Origin of the sequence: Candidatus Manganitrophus morganii, from assembly GCA_021651055.1 — a bacterium.
Classification (GTDB): domain Bacteria; phylum Nitrospirota; class Nitrospiria; order SBBL01; family Manganitrophaceae; genus Manganitrophus; species Manganitrophus morganii.
In genome coordinates this window covers 4,200,365-4,220,088 of record JAJHOH010000001.1, presented here as the reverse complement: position 1 = coordinate 4,220,088, position 19,724 = coordinate 4,200,365, and the positions used below count along the sequence as shown (strand labels likewise).

General features: G+C 50.1%; 20 protein-coding genes. 18 read left to right on the top strand and 2 right to left on the bottom strand.

All coding sequences use genetic code 11. From position 1 onward, the window contains the following. Positions 1-112: 112 nt before the first annotated feature. Positions 113-1,195, bottom strand: a complete 1,083-nt coding sequence (lptG, locus tag MCM46_19395) for an LPS export ABC transporter permease LptG (protein ID MCG3113976.1) — start codon at positions 1,193-1,195, stop codon at positions 113-115. Positions 1,196-1,197: 2 nt separating this feature from the next. Next, positions 1,198-2,328: an LptF/LptG family permease gene (locus tag MCM46_19390; protein ID MCG3113975.1), complete on the bottom strand. Its 1,131-nt coding sequence runs from the start codon at positions 2,326-2,328 to the stop codon at positions 1,198-1,200. A 521-nt stretch (positions 2,329-2,849) separates the two neighbouring features. On the opposite strand from MCM46_19390, the gene MCM46_19385 reads away from it, so the two are divergent. The 18 genes from MCM46_19385 to groL all read left to right on the top strand — a co-directional run bounded on the left by MCM46_19385 (position 2,850) and on the right by groL (position 19,689). Further along, positions 2,850-5,801, top strand: coding sequence for a tetratricopeptide repeat protein (locus MCM46_19385; GenBank protein ID MCG3113974.1), 2,952 nt, complete (start codon positions 2,850-2,852; stop codon positions 5,799-5,801). A gap of 6 nt (positions 5,802-5,807) precedes the next feature. After that, entirely contained in the window at positions 5,808-6,641 is an 834-nt protein-coding gene (locus tag MCM46_19380; GenBank protein MCG3113973.1) for an AAA family ATPase, read from the top strand. Between the two features lie 119 nt (positions 6,642-6,760). Next, positions 6,761-7,867, top strand: a complete 1,107-nt coding sequence (locus tag MCM46_19375; GenBank protein MCG3113972.1) for a DegT/DnrJ/EryC1/StrS family aminotransferase — start codon at positions 6,761-6,763, stop codon at positions 7,865-7,867. A 63-nt stretch (positions 7,868-7,930) separates the two neighbouring features. Next, positions 7,931-9,262, top strand: a complete 1,332-nt coding sequence (gene ffh / locus MCM46_19370; GenBank protein ID MCG3113971.1) for a signal recognition particle protein — start codon at positions 7,931-7,933, stop codon at positions 9,260-9,262. A gap of 84 nt (positions 9,263-9,346) precedes the next feature. Continuing rightward, the gene (gene rpsP / locus MCM46_19365) at positions 9,347-9,616 is read left to right on the top strand and encodes a 30S ribosomal protein S16 (protein ID MCG3113970.1); all 270 of its coding nucleotides are present in this window, start codon (positions 9,347-9,349) and stop codon (positions 9,614-9,616) included. A gap of 88 nt (positions 9,617-9,704) precedes the next feature. Then, a complete protein-coding gene (locus MCM46_19360; GenBank protein ID MCG3113969.1) occupies positions 9,705-9,935 on the top strand; it encodes a KH domain-containing protein in 231 nt (76 codons plus the stop codon). A gap of 11 nt (positions 9,936-9,946) precedes the next feature. Continuing rightward, a complete protein-coding gene (gene rimM / locus MCM46_19355; GenBank protein ID MCG3113968.1) occupies positions 9,947-10,453 on the top strand; it encodes a ribosome maturation factor RimM in 507 nt (168 codons plus the stop codon). Beyond that, a complete protein-coding gene (gene trmD, locus MCM46_19350; protein ID MCG3113967.1) occupies positions 10,453-11,199 on the top strand; it encodes a tRNA (guanosine(37)-N1)-methyltransferase TrmD in 747 nt (248 codons plus the stop codon). The genes rimM and trmD overlap by 1 nt, the downstream gene beginning before the upstream one ends. A 23-nt stretch (positions 11,200-11,222) precedes the next feature. Further along, positions 11,223-11,633 (top strand): 50S ribosomal protein L19, encoded by a 411-nt coding sequence (gene rplS / locus MCM46_19345; protein MCG3113966.1) that lies wholly within the window; start codon positions 11,223-11,225, stop codon positions 11,631-11,633. Positions 11,634-11,797: 164 nt separating this feature from the next. Further along, positions 11,798-12,430, top strand: coding sequence for a ribonuclease HII (locus tag MCM46_19340; GenBank protein MCG3113965.1), 633 nt, complete (start codon positions 11,798-11,800; stop codon positions 12,428-12,430). Beyond that, complete coding sequence (locus tag MCM46_19335) at positions 12,427-12,795, top strand: YraN family protein (GenBank protein ID MCG3113964.1); 369 nt, start codon at positions 12,427-12,429, stop codon at positions 12,793-12,795. The genes MCM46_19340 and MCM46_19335 overlap by 4 nt, the downstream gene beginning before the upstream one ends. After that, complete coding sequence (locus tag MCM46_19330; protein ID MCG3113963.1) at positions 12,789-13,190, top strand: hypothetical protein; 402 nt, start codon at positions 12,789-12,791, stop codon at positions 13,188-13,190. The genes MCM46_19335 and MCM46_19330 overlap by 7 nt, the downstream gene beginning before the upstream one ends. A 153-nt stretch (positions 13,191-13,343) precedes the next feature. Beyond that, positions 13,344-14,012, top strand: coding sequence for a cell division ATP-binding protein FtsE (ftsE, locus tag MCM46_19325; GenBank protein ID MCG3113962.1), 669 nt, complete (start codon positions 13,344-13,346; stop codon positions 14,010-14,012). Further along, the gene (locus MCM46_19320) at positions 14,009-14,929 is read left to right on the top strand and encodes an ABC transporter permease (GenBank protein MCG3113961.1); all 921 of its coding nucleotides are present in this window, start codon (positions 14,009-14,011) and stop codon (positions 14,927-14,929) included. The genes ftsE and MCM46_19320 overlap by 4 nt, the downstream gene beginning before the upstream one ends. Before the next feature lie 31 nt (positions 14,930-14,960). Beyond that, the gene (locus tag MCM46_19315) at positions 14,961-16,106 is read left to right on the top strand and encodes a peptidoglycan DD-metalloendopeptidase family protein (protein MCG3113960.1); all 1,146 of its coding nucleotides are present in this window, start codon (positions 14,961-14,963) and stop codon (positions 16,104-16,106) included. 41 nt (positions 16,107-16,147) lie between these two features. After that, positions 16,148-17,515 (top strand): S41 family peptidase, encoded by a 1,368-nt coding sequence (locus MCM46_19310; protein ID MCG3113959.1) that lies wholly within the window; start codon positions 16,148-16,150, stop codon positions 17,513-17,515. A gap of 211 nt (positions 17,516-17,726) precedes the next feature. Then, positions 17,727-18,011 (top strand): co-chaperone GroES, encoded by a 285-nt coding sequence (locus MCM46_19305; GenBank protein MCG3113958.1) that lies wholly within the window; start codon positions 17,727-17,729, stop codon positions 18,009-18,011. Positions 18,012-18,060: 49 nt separating this feature from the next. Further along, positions 18,061-19,689: a chaperonin GroEL gene (gene groL / locus MCM46_19300; protein ID MCG3113957.1), complete on the top strand. Its 1,629-nt coding sequence runs from the start codon at positions 18,061-18,063 to the stop codon at positions 19,687-19,689. Positions 19,690-19,724 lie beyond the last annotated feature (35 nt).

The window sequence follows — 19,724 nt, the reverse complement described above, 5'->3', positions numbered from 1 at the left end:
TGGGTGGGGGATTTAATTTACAAGCTAAATGCAGCGGCGGAACCAGGCGAAGAAGATCCTGAAGCAGGCCGAGCCCTGGCTCTTCCGTTAATAAGCCCTTATTGTTTCTAGGTTAGTGCCGGATATTCAAAAAAAGATAGGTTCCGATTCCGATAAAAAGGAGATTAGCCCCCCAGGCGGAGAGCCAGGGGGAGAGGGCGTTCACGTGACCGAGCGAGATCGTGACTGAAAAAACGAGATAATAAAACAGCCCCAAAAAAAGGCTGATTGCCCCCCCCCGGGCAACTCCCGTGCTCCTCCGGTCATGAAGGGCGAATGGAATTCCCACCAAAACCATCATGAAGTTGATAAAAGGAAAAGCTTGCCGGCCGAGAAGATCGACGCGGTACCGCGTCACATCAAATCCATCCTGGGAGAGCTGATCGATATAGGCTTCAAGGTGCTGATATGTCATCTCCTCGGGCTGGGCGACCACCTGTTTAAAATCTTCCGGCCGCTTGTTGATCGGAATGATCTCTTCATCGAAACGTTTGATCTGAACAGTTCCATCCGGCTGAAATCGACGGCGGATTCCTTCGGAGAGGACCCAGCTCCCATCTCGGTATGTCAGCGCTTCGGCCTCGATCGTCTCCGGCAAGGAGAAATCGTTCCCGAGATAATAGATCTTGATCCCATGCATCTTCCGCCGATTCGGCTCCGCGAGCTCGATGTTGAAAAGGGTGCGGCTGTCGAGGCGGAGCCAGAATTTGTTTTGAACCAACTTTCCGTCCACATTCCTCTTTTCGATCCGGACCTCCTGAATCACTTTGGCCTGTTTGTACGCCGATGGAATCAGGGTGCCATTAAGAAAAAAGAGAACGCCGCTGAAAAAGGCGCCGAAGAGAAGGAGGGGAGCGGTCAACTTGAGAAGGCTGACCCCCGAACTTTTAAATGCGATGATCTCATTGTTTCGCGACAACATTCCCAACGTTAGAAAGGTAGCAATGAGAACGGCCAGTGGGGAAATGTCGAAAAGGATCCTTGGAAGCTTGTAGAGGAAATATTGAACGACCAGCAGAAAGTCCGCATCCCGCTCTGAGAACTTCCGTATTTTTTCCAGAAACTCGATCGTCAAATAAACGAGGGAGAGGACCGCAAGCGTGACCGAAAAAAACTTCAGGTATTCTTTCAGAATATATCGTGAAATGATCGACACAGCTAGGGCCTCTTGTTGCCGAGTTGAAGGAATTTGGGATACGACTCCCGCGCCATCGCCCTCATCAGATAAAGGGTCAGGGGAATGAGCGCAAAATGGGGAACCCAGACCGCCAGAAAGGGGGTGGCGAACCGGATTGTGATCAAGTAGTCCCCCAATGTATTGAGCAAATAATAAAGGGTAATCAACCCGATTCCGACGGTGAATCCTCCCAAACGGCCGGTTCTTCCCGAGATAATGCCGAGCGGAACACCGACCAGACCGAAAACAAGCGAGGCGAGAGAGAAAGAAAAGTTTTTATAAAATTCAGACAAAAGACGCAAGGCGCGAAGATCTTTTCCGCCGGATGCCTCCACGTTTTTCTTAATCTCCCGGTAAGTGGGGGTCTCCAAATTCGTATTTCCTCCCTGAAGGACCGACCCCAAATCCAATCTCAAATCATACGTGGCAAAAACCACATGCTGATAATCGGCGCCCTCTTTTCTCTGCGCGTGGAGACTTCCATTTAGAAGATGAAACTCAATGGCGCCGGTGCCGGGATCGTTCAAGAGGATTCCTTTTTTTGCAACGATGATCCTGGGAGCGTTCTGATCTCTTACATCGTAGATGAAGACCCCTTCCATTTCCGTGAAGGTCGGCATCGACTCAACGTAGATCATAATATCCGAAAACGTTCCGTTGAATTTCCCCTCCTCGATTCCGACGCTGGCCCGCTTCTTCAGGATCTTCATCGCCAGTGATTTGAAGGAGCCCCCGCCCCAGGGCTGGGCGATCATTCCCATAAATAGGGTAACGAGAGCCGCCGCGACCGAAAAGAAAAGAACCGGACGGAGGTAACGATAAAATCCGACGCCGGCCGATTTCAAAGCGGTAATTTCGTTATCATTCGAGAGTCGGTTAAAAGTCATGACCGAGGACATCAGGACGGCCATCGGAATGGTCAAAAGGAAAAAAGAGGGGAGAAGGGTCAGAAAGATCTGTCCGACGCTGAGAAGATCGACCCCCTTGTCGATGACGAGCTCCATCAACCGCAAGAGTTGATGAATGAGAATTAAAAATGTTAGTATAAAAATGCCGAAAAAAAAGGGGATCAGCAGCTCTTTGAGAATGTAACGATCGAGAATCCGAATCATGATGTGACACTATACATGGGAAGTGATCCAATTGTAAATATGGATCATTTCAATCTTACAGTAAAAAAGAGCGTGTCGAAAAACGTCGCGCATTGACTGGGAAGATCCATAGGAACCTCGGCGCGATCGGATGAAACACACGCTAATTTGATCAGCGAAAGGGGAATAAAATGAAGAACTGGATTAGATTAGCCGCTGTTTTGCTCATTGCAACCGGTTTATCCGCCTGTTATGAGCGTCCTCAAGAGGAACAAAGCCCGCAAACACCCGCTGAAACACCATCACCCGCGACACCCCCTGAGACACCACCGGCAGAACCTCCTGCAGCACCCGATGGGACACCTGAACAGCCCCCTCCGGCATCACCGTAAGAGGGGCCAGGCGCAGCCTGGGTCATTGTATTCAAACAAGAAGCCTGCTGGTCAAATCTGGATATAAACCAGCAGGCTTTTTGTTTGGTTTTCTTGACACATCGGGGGTTCTATGATATCTCCTAATACGAGTACATAGAGGGGATATCTTTGTCTTCCGATAAGAGTTCGATCATCGAAAAAGCCCAAAAACTCGCGGCAAAAGGGCAGATCGATAAGGCCATTGAAGAGTGGCAAAAGCTCATCGCTGAAACCCCCAACGACGGCAACATCTATAACACCATCGGGGATCTTCATTTAAAGGCAAATCATACCAAAGAGGCCATTGCGGCCTATCTGAAGGCCGCCGATGCATTTCGAGGGGCCGGCTTCGAGTTAAAAAGTATCGCGGTTTTTAAAAAGATCGTCAAGGTCGATCCGACCCGCATGGATGTTTATGAAAAACTGGCCGATGTTCACGCGGAACGCGGGTTGGTTGCCAATGCCGCAGAGGACTATCTAAAGGTCGCGAAGCATTACGCAAAGGAGGGCGACATGCAATCCTCCATTGCAGTCTATCGAAAGCTCGCGAATCTCGACCCGAAGAACTTTGCGGTTCGACAAAAACTCGCGGAGATTTGTCAAAAGTGGGGCCTGGCGAAAGAGGCCGTCGAAGAATACAGCAAAGTGATATCGATCTTTAAGGATCGTCAGATGACTTCCGAGGCGCAAGAAGTCATCGACAAGGTAATGAAGATCGATCCCACCTTTACAGGGACGACCTCACCTGTCGATGAGAACGTTTCAGCCGAGAAAAGCCAGGCCTCCGTCCCTCCCTCTGTCATAGAAGCGGGGGCGCCTCTCCAGGAAGAGGTCTCTGCGCAAGAAACATCCCTTCCTCAGGAAGCATCTTCTCCTCCGAGCCCATCCGAACCGATCATCCCCCCTGCCGCCGAGCCGGCACAGGAGGAAGCCCCCTCGCTGTCGGTCAGGATGGAAAAGGCGTTTCAGGAGGGGGACTGGTCGGCGGCCGAACTGCTTGTCGAGGAAGTTCAAGATCAACCCGCGGAAGCCTTTGCGTATTTATCAAAGTGGGTTGAATTTTTTCTTGAAAGGGATTCGTCTCCCAAAGCGTTCTCGATTCTTCAGAAGGCGGTTCCTCTCGCCGAATCGCATCAGCTCTTATCCGAGAGCCGATCACTCATACAGCGTTACCTTGCGGCGAATCCGGAACAAGTATCGGCCCACCAGTTCCTCGGAGAGTCTTTCGAGCGGTCAGGAGAGGAAGGAGAGGCGATCCAGTGTTATTCAAAAATCGTTTCTCTCCTTCATCAGCAACGATCGACGACCGATGCACAAGCCTATTATGAAGAAATGAAATCACGCCTCCCCGGGATTTCCGAGAACGAGCATTGTCGCCGGCTCTTTGAACCGGAGGAAGAAGCGGCCGAAGAATCAGCCCAAGAAGCAGCGATAGAAGCGCTGCCGCTTGAGCCGCTGGAAGAACCGCTTCAAGCGGAGGCGGCGGCTCCGGTCATCGAGGAAGCGTTGCCCGAACTCGAACCGGCCGCCGAAGAGTTGCCGGAACCGGTGGATATCAATGAAGTAAGCCAGGCCCCTGCCGAATCGGTCTCGGCAGAAAGCAGATCTGCAGAAGCGCCCGTCGATGAGGTTTCCGAAACGACATTCCAGGGACACTTAACGGAGGCCGAAGTCTATATCAAATACGGACTCAACAGTAAAGCGATTGAACAATTGACGCTCCTCCGGAAGCTGGCGCCGTCGAGGGAAGAACCTCCCCTTCAATTAAAAGAGCTCTATTTAAAAGAGGGAATGCGAAAGGAAGCGGTCCAAGAATGTCTTTTTCTCTCCGACCTTTACGAGAAAATCGGCGCGGAGGACAAAAGAACCGCCATCTTGGAAGAAATAAGAGCCCTCGATCCCGAAGGACAATACCGGCAGGAGGCCGTTCGCGAGATCGCTGACGAAGGATCGGTATCCGCGGAGCAATCGCCCGCGATCGAAGTCCTCGACCCGCCATCAGCGCCGGAAGAGGAAATCGGTGAAATTGCGCATGAAGCCGAGCCGCTCTCGGTCCTAGAAGAAGGGGACTCCTCTTCCCAAGAAGAGGCCCCCGTCCGGGAAGAAGATCTTCAAGAATCGGATGAAATTAAATTAAAACTAACGCAAGCGGAAGAATACATACAGGATGGAAAAAAAGAAGCGGCCAAATCACTCCTCTGGGAAATACTGAAAAGAGATTCCGGATGCGCAGAAGCACGTTTGATGCTGTTGAATCTCCAAGCGAAAGAAAAAGAAAAAAAGAAAGTGTCCTCTGATGTAGAACGTGAAGTTGTAACCGATCCGCCGCTGACAGGGGAAGAAATTTCTTTCGAAGGACTCTCCGAGCTTGAGGAAAGCCTGGACGGCCTCCTTGCAGACGAAGGCGAGGAAGAACCTTCGGAAAGTGAACAAATATCGGAGGAGATCTCATCCGAGCGGGCTGAAGAACCGGCGAGAGAGGAGTATATCGATCTGAAATCTATTTTCGGAGAAGAACTGAATACGGAAGCCGACGATTCATTCGATATCAGTATCCCCGGCTTGGAAGACAGCATCAATGATTTAAAAGCAAATATTCAAAGAGGACACGATGAACAAGAGTACGAGACCCACTATAATCTCGGCATCGCCTATAAAGAAATGGGCCTGATTCCGGAGGCGATCAAGGAATTCGAGCTTGCATTCCAGGGGAACCTCCGTTTTCAAGACGCGTCGAGCATGTTGGCGAGCTGCTATAAAGAGAACGGGATGATCGATACCGCCGTGGAAATTATTCAAAACGCGTTGGAAGATCCGAGGTGCAAAAATGAAAATGTCATTGCGCTAAAATACGAATTGGCGATGCTCTATGAGATTCAAGGCGTTCTGGATCAAGCAAAAGCCCTTTATGAGGGGATCTATCTCATTGACCCGACGTTTAGAGATGTTGCAGCAAAAAAGACGATAAAGACGGAGCGACAGGAAGACGCAATGAATCCGGCTGTATCCTCGGTCTCAGAGCCGCCCAAAAAACCGAAACGGCAGGATACTAAAAAGAAGGATAGAATCTCTTATCTATAAATAACGATGAGTTATCTTGAATTTTATAATTTAAAGGAACAGCCTTTCTCGATTTCCGTTGATAATCGATTCTACTTCAACAGCAATCAGCACGCGCATGCCTTGGTCAAACTTCGATATGCGGCTGAAGAGAGGAAAGGGCTCGCCGTTCTGGTGGGAGGGGTGGGAACCGGCAAAACAACGCTGGCGCGCCGGATGCTCGACGAGCTTGAAGAATCCACGTTCGAATCGGCATTGCTTGTCGTGATTCATACTTCCATCACTTCGGAATGGCTTCTGAGGAAAATCGCCGTCCAATTGGGGGTACAAAACCCGTTAGACGACAAGACAGAGCTGTTGAGCCAGCTTTACAATCGTCTCGTAGAGATTTATGATTCAGGGAAAAAAGCGGTTGTCCTCATCGATGAAGCGCAGATGCTCCAACGCCGGGAGGTGATGGAAGAGTTCAGAGGGATTCTGAATATTGAGCTCGATGGACAAAAACTCATTACCTTTATCTTTTTCGGGTTGACCGATTTGGATACCTATCTGGCTCTGGATAAACCGCTTCAGCAGCGGATCGCGGTCCGTTATGAATTGGAATCATTTACGGAAAAAACGACGGAAGAGTATATTCGGTACCGTCTTGAGGTCGCGGGCGCGAAGAGGGAGCTCTTCACGAAGGGTTCATTAACCACCATCCACCAGTTCTCGGAAGGAATCCCTCGATTGATCAACAGCATTTGCGACAATGCCCTTCTGGAAGGATATCTCCGAAAGAAAGATCGAATTGACGAAGAGATGATTAAGGAAGTGATTTCCGATCTCAAACTCGTCGGAACGGGAAAAGACCCCGTCTAAAAAGGACGTTAGAAACAACCCGCCTTTTTTGGGAAACGACATTTACCGATCCTGATTTACGATAAACACCAGAACCGATACACAAACAATTTAAACCTCTCTGATGAAAGGTGTAGAAGATGCGCGTCCCTTTGCTTGATTTAGTCGCACAGTATCATACTATCCGACCGGATATTCAGAAAGCGGTTCAGGAGGTTTTTGAAAGTCAGCAATTTATCCTCGGCCCCTCCGTCACAAAACTTGAAGAGGAGATTGCGGCACATTGCCAAGTCCGGCACGCGATCGGCGTCGCCTCCGGATCGGACGCCCTCTTGCTGGCCCTGATGGCCCTGGGCGTGGGACCCGGTGATGAGGTGATCACCACCCCCTATACATTCTTTGCCACCGCCGGCTCAATTGCTCGGCTCCAGGCCACGCCTGTTTTTGTCGATATCGACCCGAAGACCTATAATATCGATTCCTCCCTGATCGAAGGGAAAATCACCCCTCGGACCAAGGCGATCATTCCCGTTCATCTTTATGGCCAATGCGCCGATATGGATCCGATTCTAGAGATCGCAGAACGGAGACATATTCCAATTGTTGAGGATGCGGCCCAGTCGATCGGCGCGACGTATAAAGGACGGCAAGCCGGCTCAATGGGCGCGTTCGGCTGCCTCTCCTTTTTCCCGTCAAAAAACCTCGGCGGGGCGGGGGACGGGGGGATGATCCTGACCCAAGACGGGCACTTGGCTGAAAAGATTAAAATCCTCAGGGTCCATGGAAGCCAGCCGAAATATTACCATCAGGTCATCGGCTGCAATAGCCGCCTCGATTCGGTCCAGGCGGTGGTCCTCTCGGTAAAGCTCCGTCATCTTGAAGGGTGGAGCCAGAAACGGCGCGAAAATGCCGAATTCTACAATAAACACCTCGGCTCCCTGGGCAATGTGGTTGTCCCCCATGTTGAATCTCACAACAAATCAATTTATAATCAATATGTTATTCGAGTATCCCAGCGGGATCAGCTCTTAAACTATTTGAAAGAGAAGGGGATCGGGACGGAAATCTATTATCCTGTGCCGCTTCACCTACAGGGCTGCTTTAAATATTTAGGATATTCAGAAGGAGCTTTTCCTGAATCGGAGCGGGCCGCACATGAAACGATTGCGCTCCCCATTTATCCGGAGCTGACAATGGATCAAAAAATCTATGTGGTCGATCAGATCAAGCGGCTTTTATTGTCTTGACTTGCCTGGTTGACCTCTTTATAATGGTAAAAATTTTTTTGTCCAGCGGGGAATAACTGTATCATGTTGGAAAATTTAACAAAACGGCTCGACTCCGTCCTCAAAAATGTCCGCGGAAAAGGGCTTCTCACCGAAGAAAATATTGATGAAGCCTTGAAGGAAGTTCGGCTTGCATTATTGGAAGCGGACGTTCACTTCAAGATCGTCAAAACCTTCAACGAATCGGTCCGTGCAAAGGCAGTCGGAAAAGAGGTCTTAGAGAGCCTCTCCCCCGGACAACAGGTCGTGAAGGTTGTCTGGGAAGAGCTGACCAACCTGATGGGAGAAAAGGGGGTCGGAATCTCACTGGCCGCTCAACCGCCGACCCTGATCATGCTGGTCGGTTTACAGGGTTCCGGAAAAACAACCACCGCCGGAAAGCTGGCACGGCTTTATAAGAGACAAGGGAAAAGGGTCCTTCTCGTTGCGGCTGACCTTCAGCGGCCGGCGGCGGTGGATCAGCTTCAGATTTTGGGGAAAAATATTGAAGTGCAGGTTGCGGCTCCCCAATCCGAAAATGATCCGGTCGATGTCATCACGAGAGCCGTCGCGCAAGGAAGAGAGCAGGGATTTGACCTGGTGATCATCGATACGGCCGGCCGGCTCCAGGTCGATGAGCCGCTAATGGAGGAGTTGGTCCGAATCAAATCAAAAGTGCTCCCGCATGAAATCCTCTTCATTGCCGATGCGATGACAGGACAAAATGCGGTCAACGTTGCAGATACTTTTCATAAGCGGCTCGGTCTCACCGGAATCATTTTGACCAAAACGGAGGGAGATGCCAGAGGGGGCGCAATATTATCGATGCGCTCCGCCACGGGCGCCCCGGTTAAATTTATCGGAACCGGAGAGAAGCTGGATGCGTTCGAGCCGTTTCATCCCGATCGAATGGCCTCTCGAATCCTCGGCATGGGAGATGTTCTCTCTCTCATTGAACTCGCAGAGGAGAACTACTCGAAAGAACAGGCGGAGGTCCTTCAGGAAAAGCTTCGCTCTCAACAGTTCACATTGGAAGATTTCCGCCAACAGATGAAGCAGATCAAAAAACTGGGAAGCCTTGAAAAAATCTTGGAGATGATTCCGGGGATGCAAAGCGTGAAAGATCTCCCTGAGCAAGGGCAGATCGACAAAGAGATGCGCCACATTGAGGCGATCATTTCCTCGATGACCCCTCGTGAACGCAATGATCCCGGAACCATCAACGGAAGCAAGAGAAAAAGAATCGCGAAGGGGAGCGGAACCTCCGTCCAGGAAGTCAATAAACTCTTAAAGCAGTTCTATGAAGCGAAGAAAATGATGAAGCGTTTTTCCGGCGGTAAAAAAGGATTGGGGCAAATGCTGGCGCGATTCAAGTGAGAGTTCAGACGGCAGGCTGTGAATCGTTTGAGCGATTTTTAAACAACGAGGCGAGAATAACCTCACACAATAAAGGGGCGATACGTGGCAGTTAAGATCAGATTAACCCGGATGGGGCGACATAAACGGCCTTTCTATCGGATTATTGTTGCCGACTCTCAATCTCCAAGAGACGGACGATTTATCGAGATTTTAGGAACCTATGATCCCTTGGCCGACAAAGAAGGGGTGAACATCAAGGAAGAAAAAGCGATTGGATGGCTAAAAAAGGGGGCCGAGGTTTCCGAGACGGTCAGAACCCTTTTTACAAAGGCCCAGTTATTTAAAAAAGCGAAAGAGTCGAAAGCGAGTTAGATCGCGGGTAGAGTAATGTCGTGCGCCGAGGAGTCGTTCTTGGCGCAGATTCCTGTGTCGCCTGTGAATGCAAATGGAGGTAGCGTCGATGAAAGAGTTGATCGAGTACATCGCAAAGTCGCTTGTTGATCGACCTGAGAATGTGGTTGTTAAAGAGACCGAAGGGGAAAAAACGACGATTATTGAGTTGCGCGTTGCCCAAGAAGATTTGGGCAAGGTCATCGGCAAACAAGGCAGAACAGCGAGAGCCATGAGGACGATCCTCAATGCGGCAGGGACAAAGATCGGCAAACGCTGCGTTCTTGAGATCCTAGAATAACATGTTTGAAAATGTCGATTGCGATTGGAACCATACTGAAATCGGTCGGTCTTCAGGGGGAGTTGAAGGTTTCTCCCCTGACCCATTTTCCTCAGCGCTTTAGACAGCTTCGGGATATCACGATTCAGAAGAAGGGGGGGCAATCGCAAACATATCGTATCGAGCAGGTACGGTACGCGTCTCCCTTCATCTACATTAAGTTGGCCGGCCTTTCTTCCTTGGAAGAAGCTCAATTATTGGCAGGAGGATCCATCCTCATTCCCGAGGAAGATCGCATGCCGCTTCCGGAAGGGAGTTATTATCAATTTGAAATTATAGGCCTCGACGTCTATCTGGAAAATGGTGCCCGGCTCGGAAGGATCGAGTCTATTATGGAAACCGGCAGCAACGACATTTATGTCGTAAAGGAGGAAGGCAAGGAGTTTCTGATCCCTGCCCTCGCCTCCGTCGTAATAGAAATCAATTTGCCTGAGAGGCGGATGACGATCCGCCCCATGCAAGGGTTGCTTGAACTTTGATGAAGTGTGATATAATAACGCTTTTTCCCGGGATGGTCGCTCCGGCGTTACACGAGAGCATCTTGAAACGGGCGCAGGAGCGCCGTCTTCTGGAAATCGGCGTCCATCAACTGCGCGACTATGCGACGGATAAACATCAGACGACCGACGATGTTCCGTATGGCGGCGGCCCGGGAATGGTTCTTAAACCGGAGCCGATTTTCGCTGTTGTAGAAAAAATCCGCCGGGAGCGGGGGGAGACGCGAATCATCATGCCTTCTCCCCAAGGAAAACGGTTCGATCAGAAAATGGCCTCTGCATTCTCAAAAGAAGAGCAAAGCCTTGTTTTTATCTGCGGGCATTATGAAGGGATTGATGCCCGGGTAAAAGAGGGAATGACGGTCGAAGAAGTCTCGATCGGCGACTATATCCTCACCGGGGGAGAATTGGCCTCGTTGGTGATGATCGACGCGGCCGCAAGATTAATCCCGGGGGTCTTAGGGGAGCCTGCCTCCCTCGAAGAGGAATCCTTTGCCTCTTCTCTTCTAGAATATCCTCAGTACACGCGTCCAGTGGAGTTTCGTGGGCTTCGGGTTCCGGATATCCTTCTCTCCGGAAATCACAAGGCGATCCGAACCTGGCGGAAACAGCAAGCCCTTCTCAATACCCTTCGGAAACGGCCTGATTTGTTGGCAGCTGCCTCTTTAACCGAAGATGAAAAGGAATGGGTCGATCGGCAGTACGACACGGTTAAATCTCACTCTTGAACTGAAAAAGGAGATCAACTTCAATGAATCGGTTAGAGCGGTTGGAAAGAGGACTTTTAAAGCAGTCGGTCCCGGACATTAAAATCGGGGCGACCGTAAGAGTTCATGTCAAGATTATCGAGGGCGAAAAGGAGCGTATTCAGGTTTATGAAGGGGTGGTCATCAGAAAGAAGGGAACCCGTAACCGTGAGACCTTCACCGTCCGGAAGGTATCGTACGGCGTCGGCGTTGAACGGGTCTTTCCGATTCACTCTCCCTATATCACCCAGATCGATGTCGTTCGCGAGGGGAAGGTGAACCGGGCGAAACTCTACTATCTGAGAGAAAGAACAGGGCAAGCCGCCCGTATCAGTGAGCGGGAAAGATCGTATCCATCGGAACCGAAGACGACCTCCCCCGTCGAAGAGCCGCAGCCCGTGAAGGTGGAATCTTAATTCGCCCTGAATCGGTTTCCTGATTTTCGGTGACCGCCCTTCCTTCCTAATGAGGAGGAAGCGGTTCACTGAAATAAGGAAACGCGCTCTCGCCTATTTACGATCCGTCGGTCACACCATTTCCGGCAAGATCTCGATCTCACTCCTTGGGTTGGTTTCGACGCATGACGCCTCTGAAAACGGAAGAAGCGCATCGCCTGTTTGGAATGACTCTCTTTGAGAGGTCGCTCTCTTCCTACGGCTATCAAATGATTTGCGGTATCGATGAGGCGGGACGAGGCCCCCTGGCCGGGCCGGTCGTTGCCGCGGCCGTGATTTTACCCTCGGGATACACTGCCGCCGGAATACGCGATTCAAAACTACTGACAGAAAAACAGCGCGAGACGCTTTATGATAAAATCTCCTTGGAGGCGGTCGCCATTGGAATAGGCGTCGTCGACCACACCACCATCGATGAGATTAATATTTTGCAAGCGACCTACTTGGCAATGGAATCGAGCGTACGAAACCTTTCCGTTCAACCGGACCACCTCCTCATCGACGCCTTGACCCTATCCCGGATCAACCTTCCACAGAGGGGAATTATTCGCGGCGACAATCTCTCCATCACGATCGCAGCCGCTTCGATTATCGCCAAGGTCACGCGGGATCGTCTGATGACGGAGTACCATCGGGACTTTCCGGAGTACAATTTTCTCTCCCATAAAGGTTATGGGACGGAAGAACATCTTCGAAAATTACGGACGTTTGGACCTTGTCGAATTCATCGGAAAACATTTCGAGGCGTTCTCTCGTGACGGGGGCGGAAGGGGAGAAGATCGCGGCGGAATTTTTGCGAAAGATGGGCTATCGGATTCTGGAGCGGAACTTCAGAAACGTTTTAGGAGAAATCGATATCGTTGCGCTCGACGGGAAAATTCTGGTCTTCGTCGAGGTCAAAGCCCGCTCCGGAGACCGCTTCGGCGCGCCGCAATTCGCCGTGGACGCGAGAAAGCAGGCCAAGATGAGTCGGGTTGCCCTCGCTTATCTCAGCCGAAAGCAAATCGCTCCGTCTGAATGCCGATTCGACGTCGTAGGAATTATCCGCAACCCGAACGGAGCGACCTCGATCGAACATTTAAAAGACGCCTTCGAAGGACAGGAAACGGGAAGAGGATGTTAAGCGGAATTAATACCGATATTCAATTCAAGGGCGAAGTGTATCACGTTCAAACGGAAGACGGGGGAACAAACAATCCGATTATCACGACCTTGCTTTTTAAAGGGGGGGCGATCTTTTCATCCAAAAAGACGAACTATGCAGAAATCCTTCAATCTCCTTCTTATCAAGAGGTGGTCAAAGAGCTCATGAAGGAGCAGCACAAAAACATGGTCCGAGATTTGACCGCCGGAAAATTTCAGACACCGGCCCCAAAAGAGTTCCGGGAAGATCGCACGGTGCCCGACGTAAAAGCGCCGTCTCCGGCGCCCGCTTCGCCGCAAAAGTTAAGCCAAAAGAAAAGCTTGGATGATCTGATTCTCGACTATCTTTCTGAAAAGGAAAAAGACGCCGATTAAGATCCAACTCCTTTGGATAATTCTTCCTGCTTCTTCTTTTTCTTTATCACGACCGACTCTTTCGCTCCGCACGCGGATACCACGACAAATCAACTGCGAACCACGACCCGTGACGCTTGTTCTTTCGGATCGTTATAAAAAGGTTGGCAAACGATGATCCAGATGTTTCACGTATATAAATATTACGGTAAAGACCACGTCGCTCTGGACGATATTAATTTGAAAATCGAAAAAGGGGAGTTTGTTTTTCTGGTCGGGTCGAGCGGCGCCGGGAAGTCGACGCTTCTTAAGCTGATGATCTGTGAAGAAAGAGCGGAACAAGGACAAATTCTCATCGGAGGGAAAAATATCTCTCGGTTGAAGGAAAATCAGGTTCCGTTTCTCCGTCGCAATATCGGATTTGTCTTTCAGGATTTTAAACTGATTCGGCGCAAGACCGTTTATGAGAACATCGCGCTTCCGTTGGAAATCGTCGGAGCTCCCGGTGGAGAAATCAGAAAAAGGGTTCAAGAGGTTTTAAAGATGGTTCAGCTGGAACATCGCCGGAATCAATTTCCGCAATTCCTCTCCGGAGGAGAACAGCAACGGGTCGCGATCGCCCGGGCGTTGATCAACCGCCCTTCTCTCTTGTTGGCGGATGAGCCGACCGGTAACCTGGATGAATTCCTTTCGGTCGAAATTATGGATCTGCTCAAAAACATTCACATCAGCGGGACTACCGTGATCGTGGCGACACACAATCAGCATCTGATGACAAAAATGGGGAAGCGAACGATTGTCCTACAAAAAGGGAAAATTTACTCGGATGGGGCATCGGCATGAGGAAAACTCTCTATTTTCTTAGAACCGCTGTTGAAAATCTTCAGATCAATCGAATGATGGCCTTCTTTTCCTTTCTCTCACTGAGCCTCACGTTGACACTATTTGGTGTTTTTCTGCTTTTCTATTATAATGTGCAGGATCTGCTTCGATCGATGCAGGAGGATGTTCAGTTCAGCATCTACCTCTCGGATGGAACGGCGGAAGAGGATGTACGCTCGATCAAAGAACGATTATCGAGCGATGACCGTATCTCCTCCGTAACGTATATTTCCAAAGAGGAGGCGCTCACGATTTTTAAAAAAGAGTTTCATGACGAATCGTTGTTAAACAGCCTGGGAGGAAATCCGTTACCGGCTTCGTTTGAGGTCAAAGTCAAAGCGGCGTATCAAGACCCGCAACAGCTTTCAGTGATGATTGATCGTTTTAAACGGCTTCCTGGCGTAGAAGAAATCGCATACGGATCGGAGTGGCTCCAGAATCTCGACGCATTTCTGATTCTATTGAAGAAAGTTGGAATCGGCGTGGGAGGATTGTTATCCGTCGCAATCGTGACCATTATCGCGAATACGGTCCGTCTGCACTTTTATAGCCGGAGAGACGAAATCGAGGTGATGAATTTAATCGGGGCGACGCACAGTTTCATCAAGATTCCCTTCTTCATTGAAGGCTCTCTCATCGGTTTGATCAGCGGCTGGATCTCCGTGTTGATGCTCTTTGCCCTCTTTCATTTTTCCCAGCCCCATCTTCAATCGATCGGAGGGATGATCGGAGGTTTTCTCAATCCGCTCTTTCTACCTGCCCCGTTTCTCTTCGGCATTCCGGCGGGAGGGGGGGTGCTTGGCGGGATTGCCGGCTTTCTTTCCCTGTCCGTCTTACTGAAGGCGCGTTTTCCGACCGATGGAAAAAAGCAGACTTAACCGATTTGGAATCTGTCTTGTGATCTTTTCTATGATCGTGATAGAACGGATCCCCGCCGCGGCTGCGGAGAAAGCCCCCTCGCTGAATCAAAAAATAAAACGCGAGAAAAAGGAGCTCGAAAAATTAAGAGAAGAAATCGAGGAAAAAAGAGACAAGAGCATCACCATCAAGAAACGGGAGGGCTCCGTTTTATCCCAGCTGGAGGAGATGGATCGCCGGCTGCGGCTTCTCCAAAAAGAGGCCGGCCTCATCGAGCTAAAAACGCGTGAGAAAGATATCGAGATGGAGGAGCTCTCTACGGTGATCGGCGGGCTGAATGAAGAGATACGGGAAAAGAGGGGCACCATCTCAAAGCGGCTCCGGACACTTTATCAAGAGAGACAGACCGGCTCCCTTAAAATATTGTCCGCCGCGCGAGATTACCCCGACTTCATGAGGCGGCTGCACTATTTGAAAACGATCGCCCGCAAAGAAGGCGAAATGTTGTCTCAATTTAAGGAAAAGCAGAACGAACTGGAAGGGAAAAACCATCAAGTGGGAATCGTGAAAGAGCACCTCATTCAGGAAAAAGAGGCGCTTGCCCAAAAGCTGGCCGAGATACGGTCCGAGAAGAGAAAAAAAGATCAGCTGCTGACGCGGGTTCGCAATGAAAAGGTATTCTACGAAAGGGCCCTCGCCGAGTTGGACGAATCTTCGCTGCAGCTTCAAATGTTGATCAAAAAGATGGAGGAGGAAAAGAAACGGCTGCAACAGCCTGCCTCCGGTAAATTCTCAAGGGAGAAAGGGCGTCTGACCTGGCCGAGCGACGGTCAGATCGTCTCCCTGTTCGGAAGACAAAAACATCCTAAATTTGACACCTTTATCTACAAAAAAGGGATCGAGATCGAGCCGTCTCGAGGGGATGAGGTCCGCGCGGTTTACGATGGAACGATTATTTTTGCGAATTGGTTTAAAGGGTATGGGATGGTCATCATCATCGATCATGGCGAAAATTATTATTCGATCTATGCGCATCTTGCGAAGTTATTGGTTTCCGTCGGTGATAAAGTAGGACGAAGCAGATCGATCGGACAGATCGGGGAGACAGGGCTTTCCCAGGGAAGCAATCTTTATTTTGAAATCAGACACCAAGGGGAGCCGCTCGATCCTTTGACCTGGCTCCAGAAGAAGAGATGACCCGGAACCAACCGGTTCTATCAGCAAGGAGGAATAATATAATGACATTCAGCAAACGGGCACGGATCACCTTTTTGGCGATGATCATACTTTCCATTTTTAGTATGAGCATCTTTGTGGAAAGGGATCTCGAAGGGAAGGTTTCGGCTGAATCCGATAGCTACGAGGACCTGAAGCTCTTTTCAGAGGTTCTCTCCACCCTACAGAGAAATTATGTCGAGCCGGTGAAGAGCAAAGAGTTGATGTATGGTGCCGTCAAAGGAATGTTGAATACCTTAGATGCCCACTCCGCTTTTATGCCGCCTGAAGTATACAGAGAGATGCAGGTGGATACAAAAGGGGAATTCGGCGGGTTGGGACTTCAAATCGGGACGAAGGAAAACAGGTTAGTCGTGATCGCCCCCATCGAAGGAACCCCTGCCGAATTGGCTGGAGTGAAGCCGGGGGATATCATTCTCAAAGTCGATGATCAGGTCTTGACGAAAGAAACCAGCCTGATGGACGCCGTTAATAAAATGCGGGGAGAAAAGGGGACAAAGGTCATCCTGACCATCCAGCGAGACCAAGTTCCAAACCCGCTGGTTTTTGAGCTCGTTCGAGACATCATCCGCATTCAGAGCGTCAAATCAAAAGTCCTCGAGCCGGGGATTGGTTATATTCGACTTACCCAATTTCAGGAGCAGACCGCAAGAGATCTCTCAAAAGCAATTTCGGGTTTGCGTGAAAACAACATTCACTCGCTCATTCTCGACCTTCGAAACAATCCAGGGGGTCTGCTCACTTCGGCCGTCGAGGTGACGGAGCAATTCCTCGAAAGTGGAAAGCTGATCGTATTTATCAAAGGAAGAGATGGCAAGCGAGATGAGTACCTTGCGAGCAATTCAAGCGCGTTAAAAGAAATTCCGATCATTGTACTTGTGAATGAAGGAAGCGCCTCCGCGTCCGAAATTGTTTCGGGGGCGTTGCAGGACTGGGGCAGGGCCATGGTCGTGGGAACCCAAACCTTCGGAAAAGGTTCCGTTCAAACAATTCTTCCCCTGTCCGACGGCTCCGCACTCCGTTTGACGACGGCGAAATATTACACCCCGAAAGGACGTTCGATTCAAAATACCGGGATCGATCCGGATATCTTGGTCAAACCGATTTTGCCGAAAGAGGTCAAGAACGCCCCAATCCTCCGTGAAAAGGATTTGGATCGGCACTTGAAGAATGAGCTTAGACCCGATGCGGATAAACCGGATAAGGTCGATTTAGACCCCCAGAGTTCATCGGATGAAATCGGGATCAATGAGCCTCCTCAAGATAAAGAGGAAGACGCTCAGCTTCAAAAAGCGATTGATCTTCTGAAGAGTTGGAGGATCTTCAAGGACCTTTCTCCGAAATTGACGGCGCAGCAAAGTATCAGGTAGTCGGCCCACGCTGTTATACGACAGAATACGGAGAGAAATCGAATCCCGAGTTTTGAGAAATTTTATTCTCAAAATTAAAATAGGACTTGATTTTGTTCTTGGGATTGTTATATATCTTATTAGCACTCTGAATGAGAGAGTGCTAATAAGTAACTCTCCATTCTAAATACCTTGTAAATTCAGACTAATTTCAATTTTGAAGGAGGGAACCATGGCACAGGCTACGAAATCTGCCGTTAAATTCAAACCGCTCAAGGAGAGAGTTTTCGTCAGCTACTCAGGCGAACCTGAAAAGACTTCCGGCGGGCTTTATATTCCGGATGCCGCCAAAGAAAAACCCCAGAAGGGAAAAATCGAAGCAATCGGCGGAGAAGTGAAAAACGTCAAAGTCGGAGATACCGTCCTCTTCGATAAATATTCAGGCAGCAAAATCACCATCGACAATCAGGAATATCTGATCTTAAAAGAAGAGGACATCCTCGGTATTCTCGAATAAAAAAATTCTAGAACTTTAAACTGTTAACCGCTCAGAAGGAGGAAATTCGATGGCAAAGCAGATGGTATTTAGCGACGAGGCCCGCGCAGCCATCCTACGGGGTGTCAATCAGCTTAGCAATGCAGTCAAGGCGACATTAGGTCCAAAGGGAAGAAATGCGGTCATTGAAAAGAAATTCGGCGCACCCACAATTACAAAAGACGGGGTAACGGTTGCGAAGGAAATTGAGCTGAAAGATCCCTATGAAAATATGGGCGCTCAGCTTGTGAAAGAAGTGGCCAGCAAAACGTCCGATGTGGCGGGGGACGGAACGACCACCGCTACCGTTTTGGCTCAGGCTATTTTCAGGGAAGGGGTTAAGAATCTTTCCGCCGGCGCGAATGCAATGGAGTTGAAGCGGGGGATCGATAAGGCGGTTGAAGCGGTGACGGAAGAGCTCAAGAAAATTTCCAAGCCCTGCCAGACAAAAAAAGAGATTGCCCAGATTGGAACGATTTCGGCAAACAATGACAAGACCATCGGTGATCTGATCGCCGAAGCGATGGAGAAGGTCGGGAAGGACGGAGTCATCACGGTCGAAGAGGCCAAGAGCATGTCGACTTCGCTGGATGTCGTCGAAGGAATGCAGTTCGACCGCGGTTATATCTCTCCTTATTTCGTCACCGATTCAGAGAGAATGGAAGTTTCGCTCGAGGATGCTTTCATCCTCATCAATGAAAAGAAGGTCTCCACGATGAAGGATCTCCTCCCCGTTCTTGAGCAGGTCGCAAAGATGGGACGTCCGCTTCTGATCATCGCAGAGGACGTTGAAGGGGAGGCCCTCGCCACACTGGTGGTGAATAAACTGCGCGGCACCCTTCAGGTGGCTGCGGTGAAAGCGCCGGGTTTTGGTGATCGTAGGAAAGCGATGCTTGAGGATCTCGCCATTTTGACCGGAGGCCAGGTCATCTCTGAAGATCTTGGATTGAAGCTTGAAAACGTAAAGATCTCCGACCTGGGACGGGCCAAGCGGATCACGATTGATAAAGACAACACCACGATCGTCGAAGGGGCAGGGGACGCCCATAAGATCCAGGGCCGCGTGAAGCAAATCAAGGCACAGATCGAGGAGACCACCTCCGATTACGACCGAGAAAAACTCCAAGAACGCCTTGCCAAGCTCGTCGGCGGGGTTGCCGTCATCAATGTCGGCGCGGTCACGGAGACGGAGATGAAAGAGAAAAAGGCACGCGTGGAAGATGCCCTCCATGCCACCAAAGCGGCGGTGGAAGAGGGGATCGTCCCCGGCGGCGGTGTGGCACTGCTTCGCTGCATTTCGGCTTTGGATAAAGTAAAAATTGACGGGGATCAGAAGATCGGCGTTGATATCGTACGCCGATCCCTCGAAGAACCGATCCGTCAGATTTCCGAAAACGCCGGCGTTGAAGGTTCTGTTGTCGTAGAACGGGTGAAACGAGAAAGCGGCGCCAACGGATTCGATGCAGCCTCCGAGTCCTATGTCGATATGGTCCAGGCGGGGATTATCGATCCGACCAAAGTCACCCGCACCGCGCTCCAGAATGCCGCCAGTGTGGCCAGCCTGATGCTGACCACGGAGGTGATGGTTGCCGAGATCCCCGAAGAGAAATCGAAGGGACCTGCCATGCCTCCCGGCGGAGGAATGGGCGACATGTATTAAGCATAAAAAACCTCTTGATGTCGGAAGAGGTGTGA

What these genes read in the sequence shown, in the direction of transcription:
- MCM46_19320 (MCG3113961.1), top strand. Translation starts at nt 14,009, where the DNA reads ATGAGGAAAACTCTCTATTTTCTTAGAACCGCTGTTGAAAATCTTCAG.
- MCM46_19390 (MCG3113975.1), bottom strand. Translation starts at nt 2,328, where the DNA reads ATGATTCGGATTCTCGATCGTTACATTCTCAAAGAGCTGCTGATCCCC.
- MCM46_19310 (MCG3113959.1), top strand. Translation starts at nt 16,148, where the DNA reads ATGACATTCAGCAAACGGGCACGGATCACCTTTTTGGCGATGATCATA.
- rimM (MCG3113968.1), top strand. Translation starts at nt 9,947, where the DNA reads ATGTCGATTGCGATTGGAACCATACTGAAATCGGTCGGTCTTCAGGGG.
- ftsE (MCG3113962.1), top strand. Translation starts at nt 13,344, where the DNA reads ATGATCCAGATGTTTCACGTATATAAATATTACGGTAAAGACCACGTC.
- groL (MCG3113957.1), top strand. Translation starts at nt 18,061, where the DNA reads ATGGCAAAGCAGATGGTATTTAGCGACGAGGCCCGCGCAGCCATCCTA.
- ffh (MCG3113971.1), top strand. Translation starts at nt 7,931, where the DNA reads ATGTTGGAAAATTTAACAAAACGGCTCGACTCCGTCCTCAAAAATGTC.
- MCM46_19360 (MCG3113969.1), top strand. Translation starts at nt 9,705, where the DNA reads ATGAAAGAGTTGATCGAGTACATCGCAAAGTCGCTTGTTGATCGACCT.
- MCM46_19305 (MCG3113958.1), top strand. Translation starts at nt 17,727, where the DNA reads ATGGCACAGGCTACGAAATCTGCCGTTAAATTCAAACCGCTCAAGGAG.
- rplS (MCG3113966.1), top strand. Translation starts at nt 11,223, where the DNA reads ATGAATCGGTTAGAGCGGTTGGAAAGAGGACTTTTAAAGCAGTCGGTC.
- trmD (MCG3113967.1), top strand. Translation starts at nt 10,453, where the DNA reads ATGAAGTGTGATATAATAACGCTTTTTCCCGGGATGGTCGCTCCGGCG.
- MCM46_19340 (MCG3113965.1), top strand. Translation starts at nt 11,798, where the DNA reads ATGACGCCTCTGAAAACGGAAGAAGCGCATCGCCTGTTTGGAATGACT.
- MCM46_19375 (MCG3113972.1), top strand. Translation starts at nt 6,761, where the DNA reads ATGCGCGTCCCTTTGCTTGATTTAGTCGCACAGTATCATACTATCCGA.
- MCM46_19330 (MCG3113963.1), top strand. Translation starts at nt 12,789, where the DNA reads ATGTTAAGCGGAATTAATACCGATATTCAATTCAAGGGCGAAGTGTAT.
- MCM46_19315 (MCG3113960.1), top strand. Translation starts at nt 14,961, where the DNA reads ATGATCGTGATAGAACGGATCCCCGCCGCGGCTGCGGAGAAAGCCCCC.
- MCM46_19380 (MCG3113973.1), top strand. Translation starts at nt 5,808, where the DNA reads ATGAGTTATCTTGAATTTTATAATTTAAAGGAACAGCCTTTCTCGATT.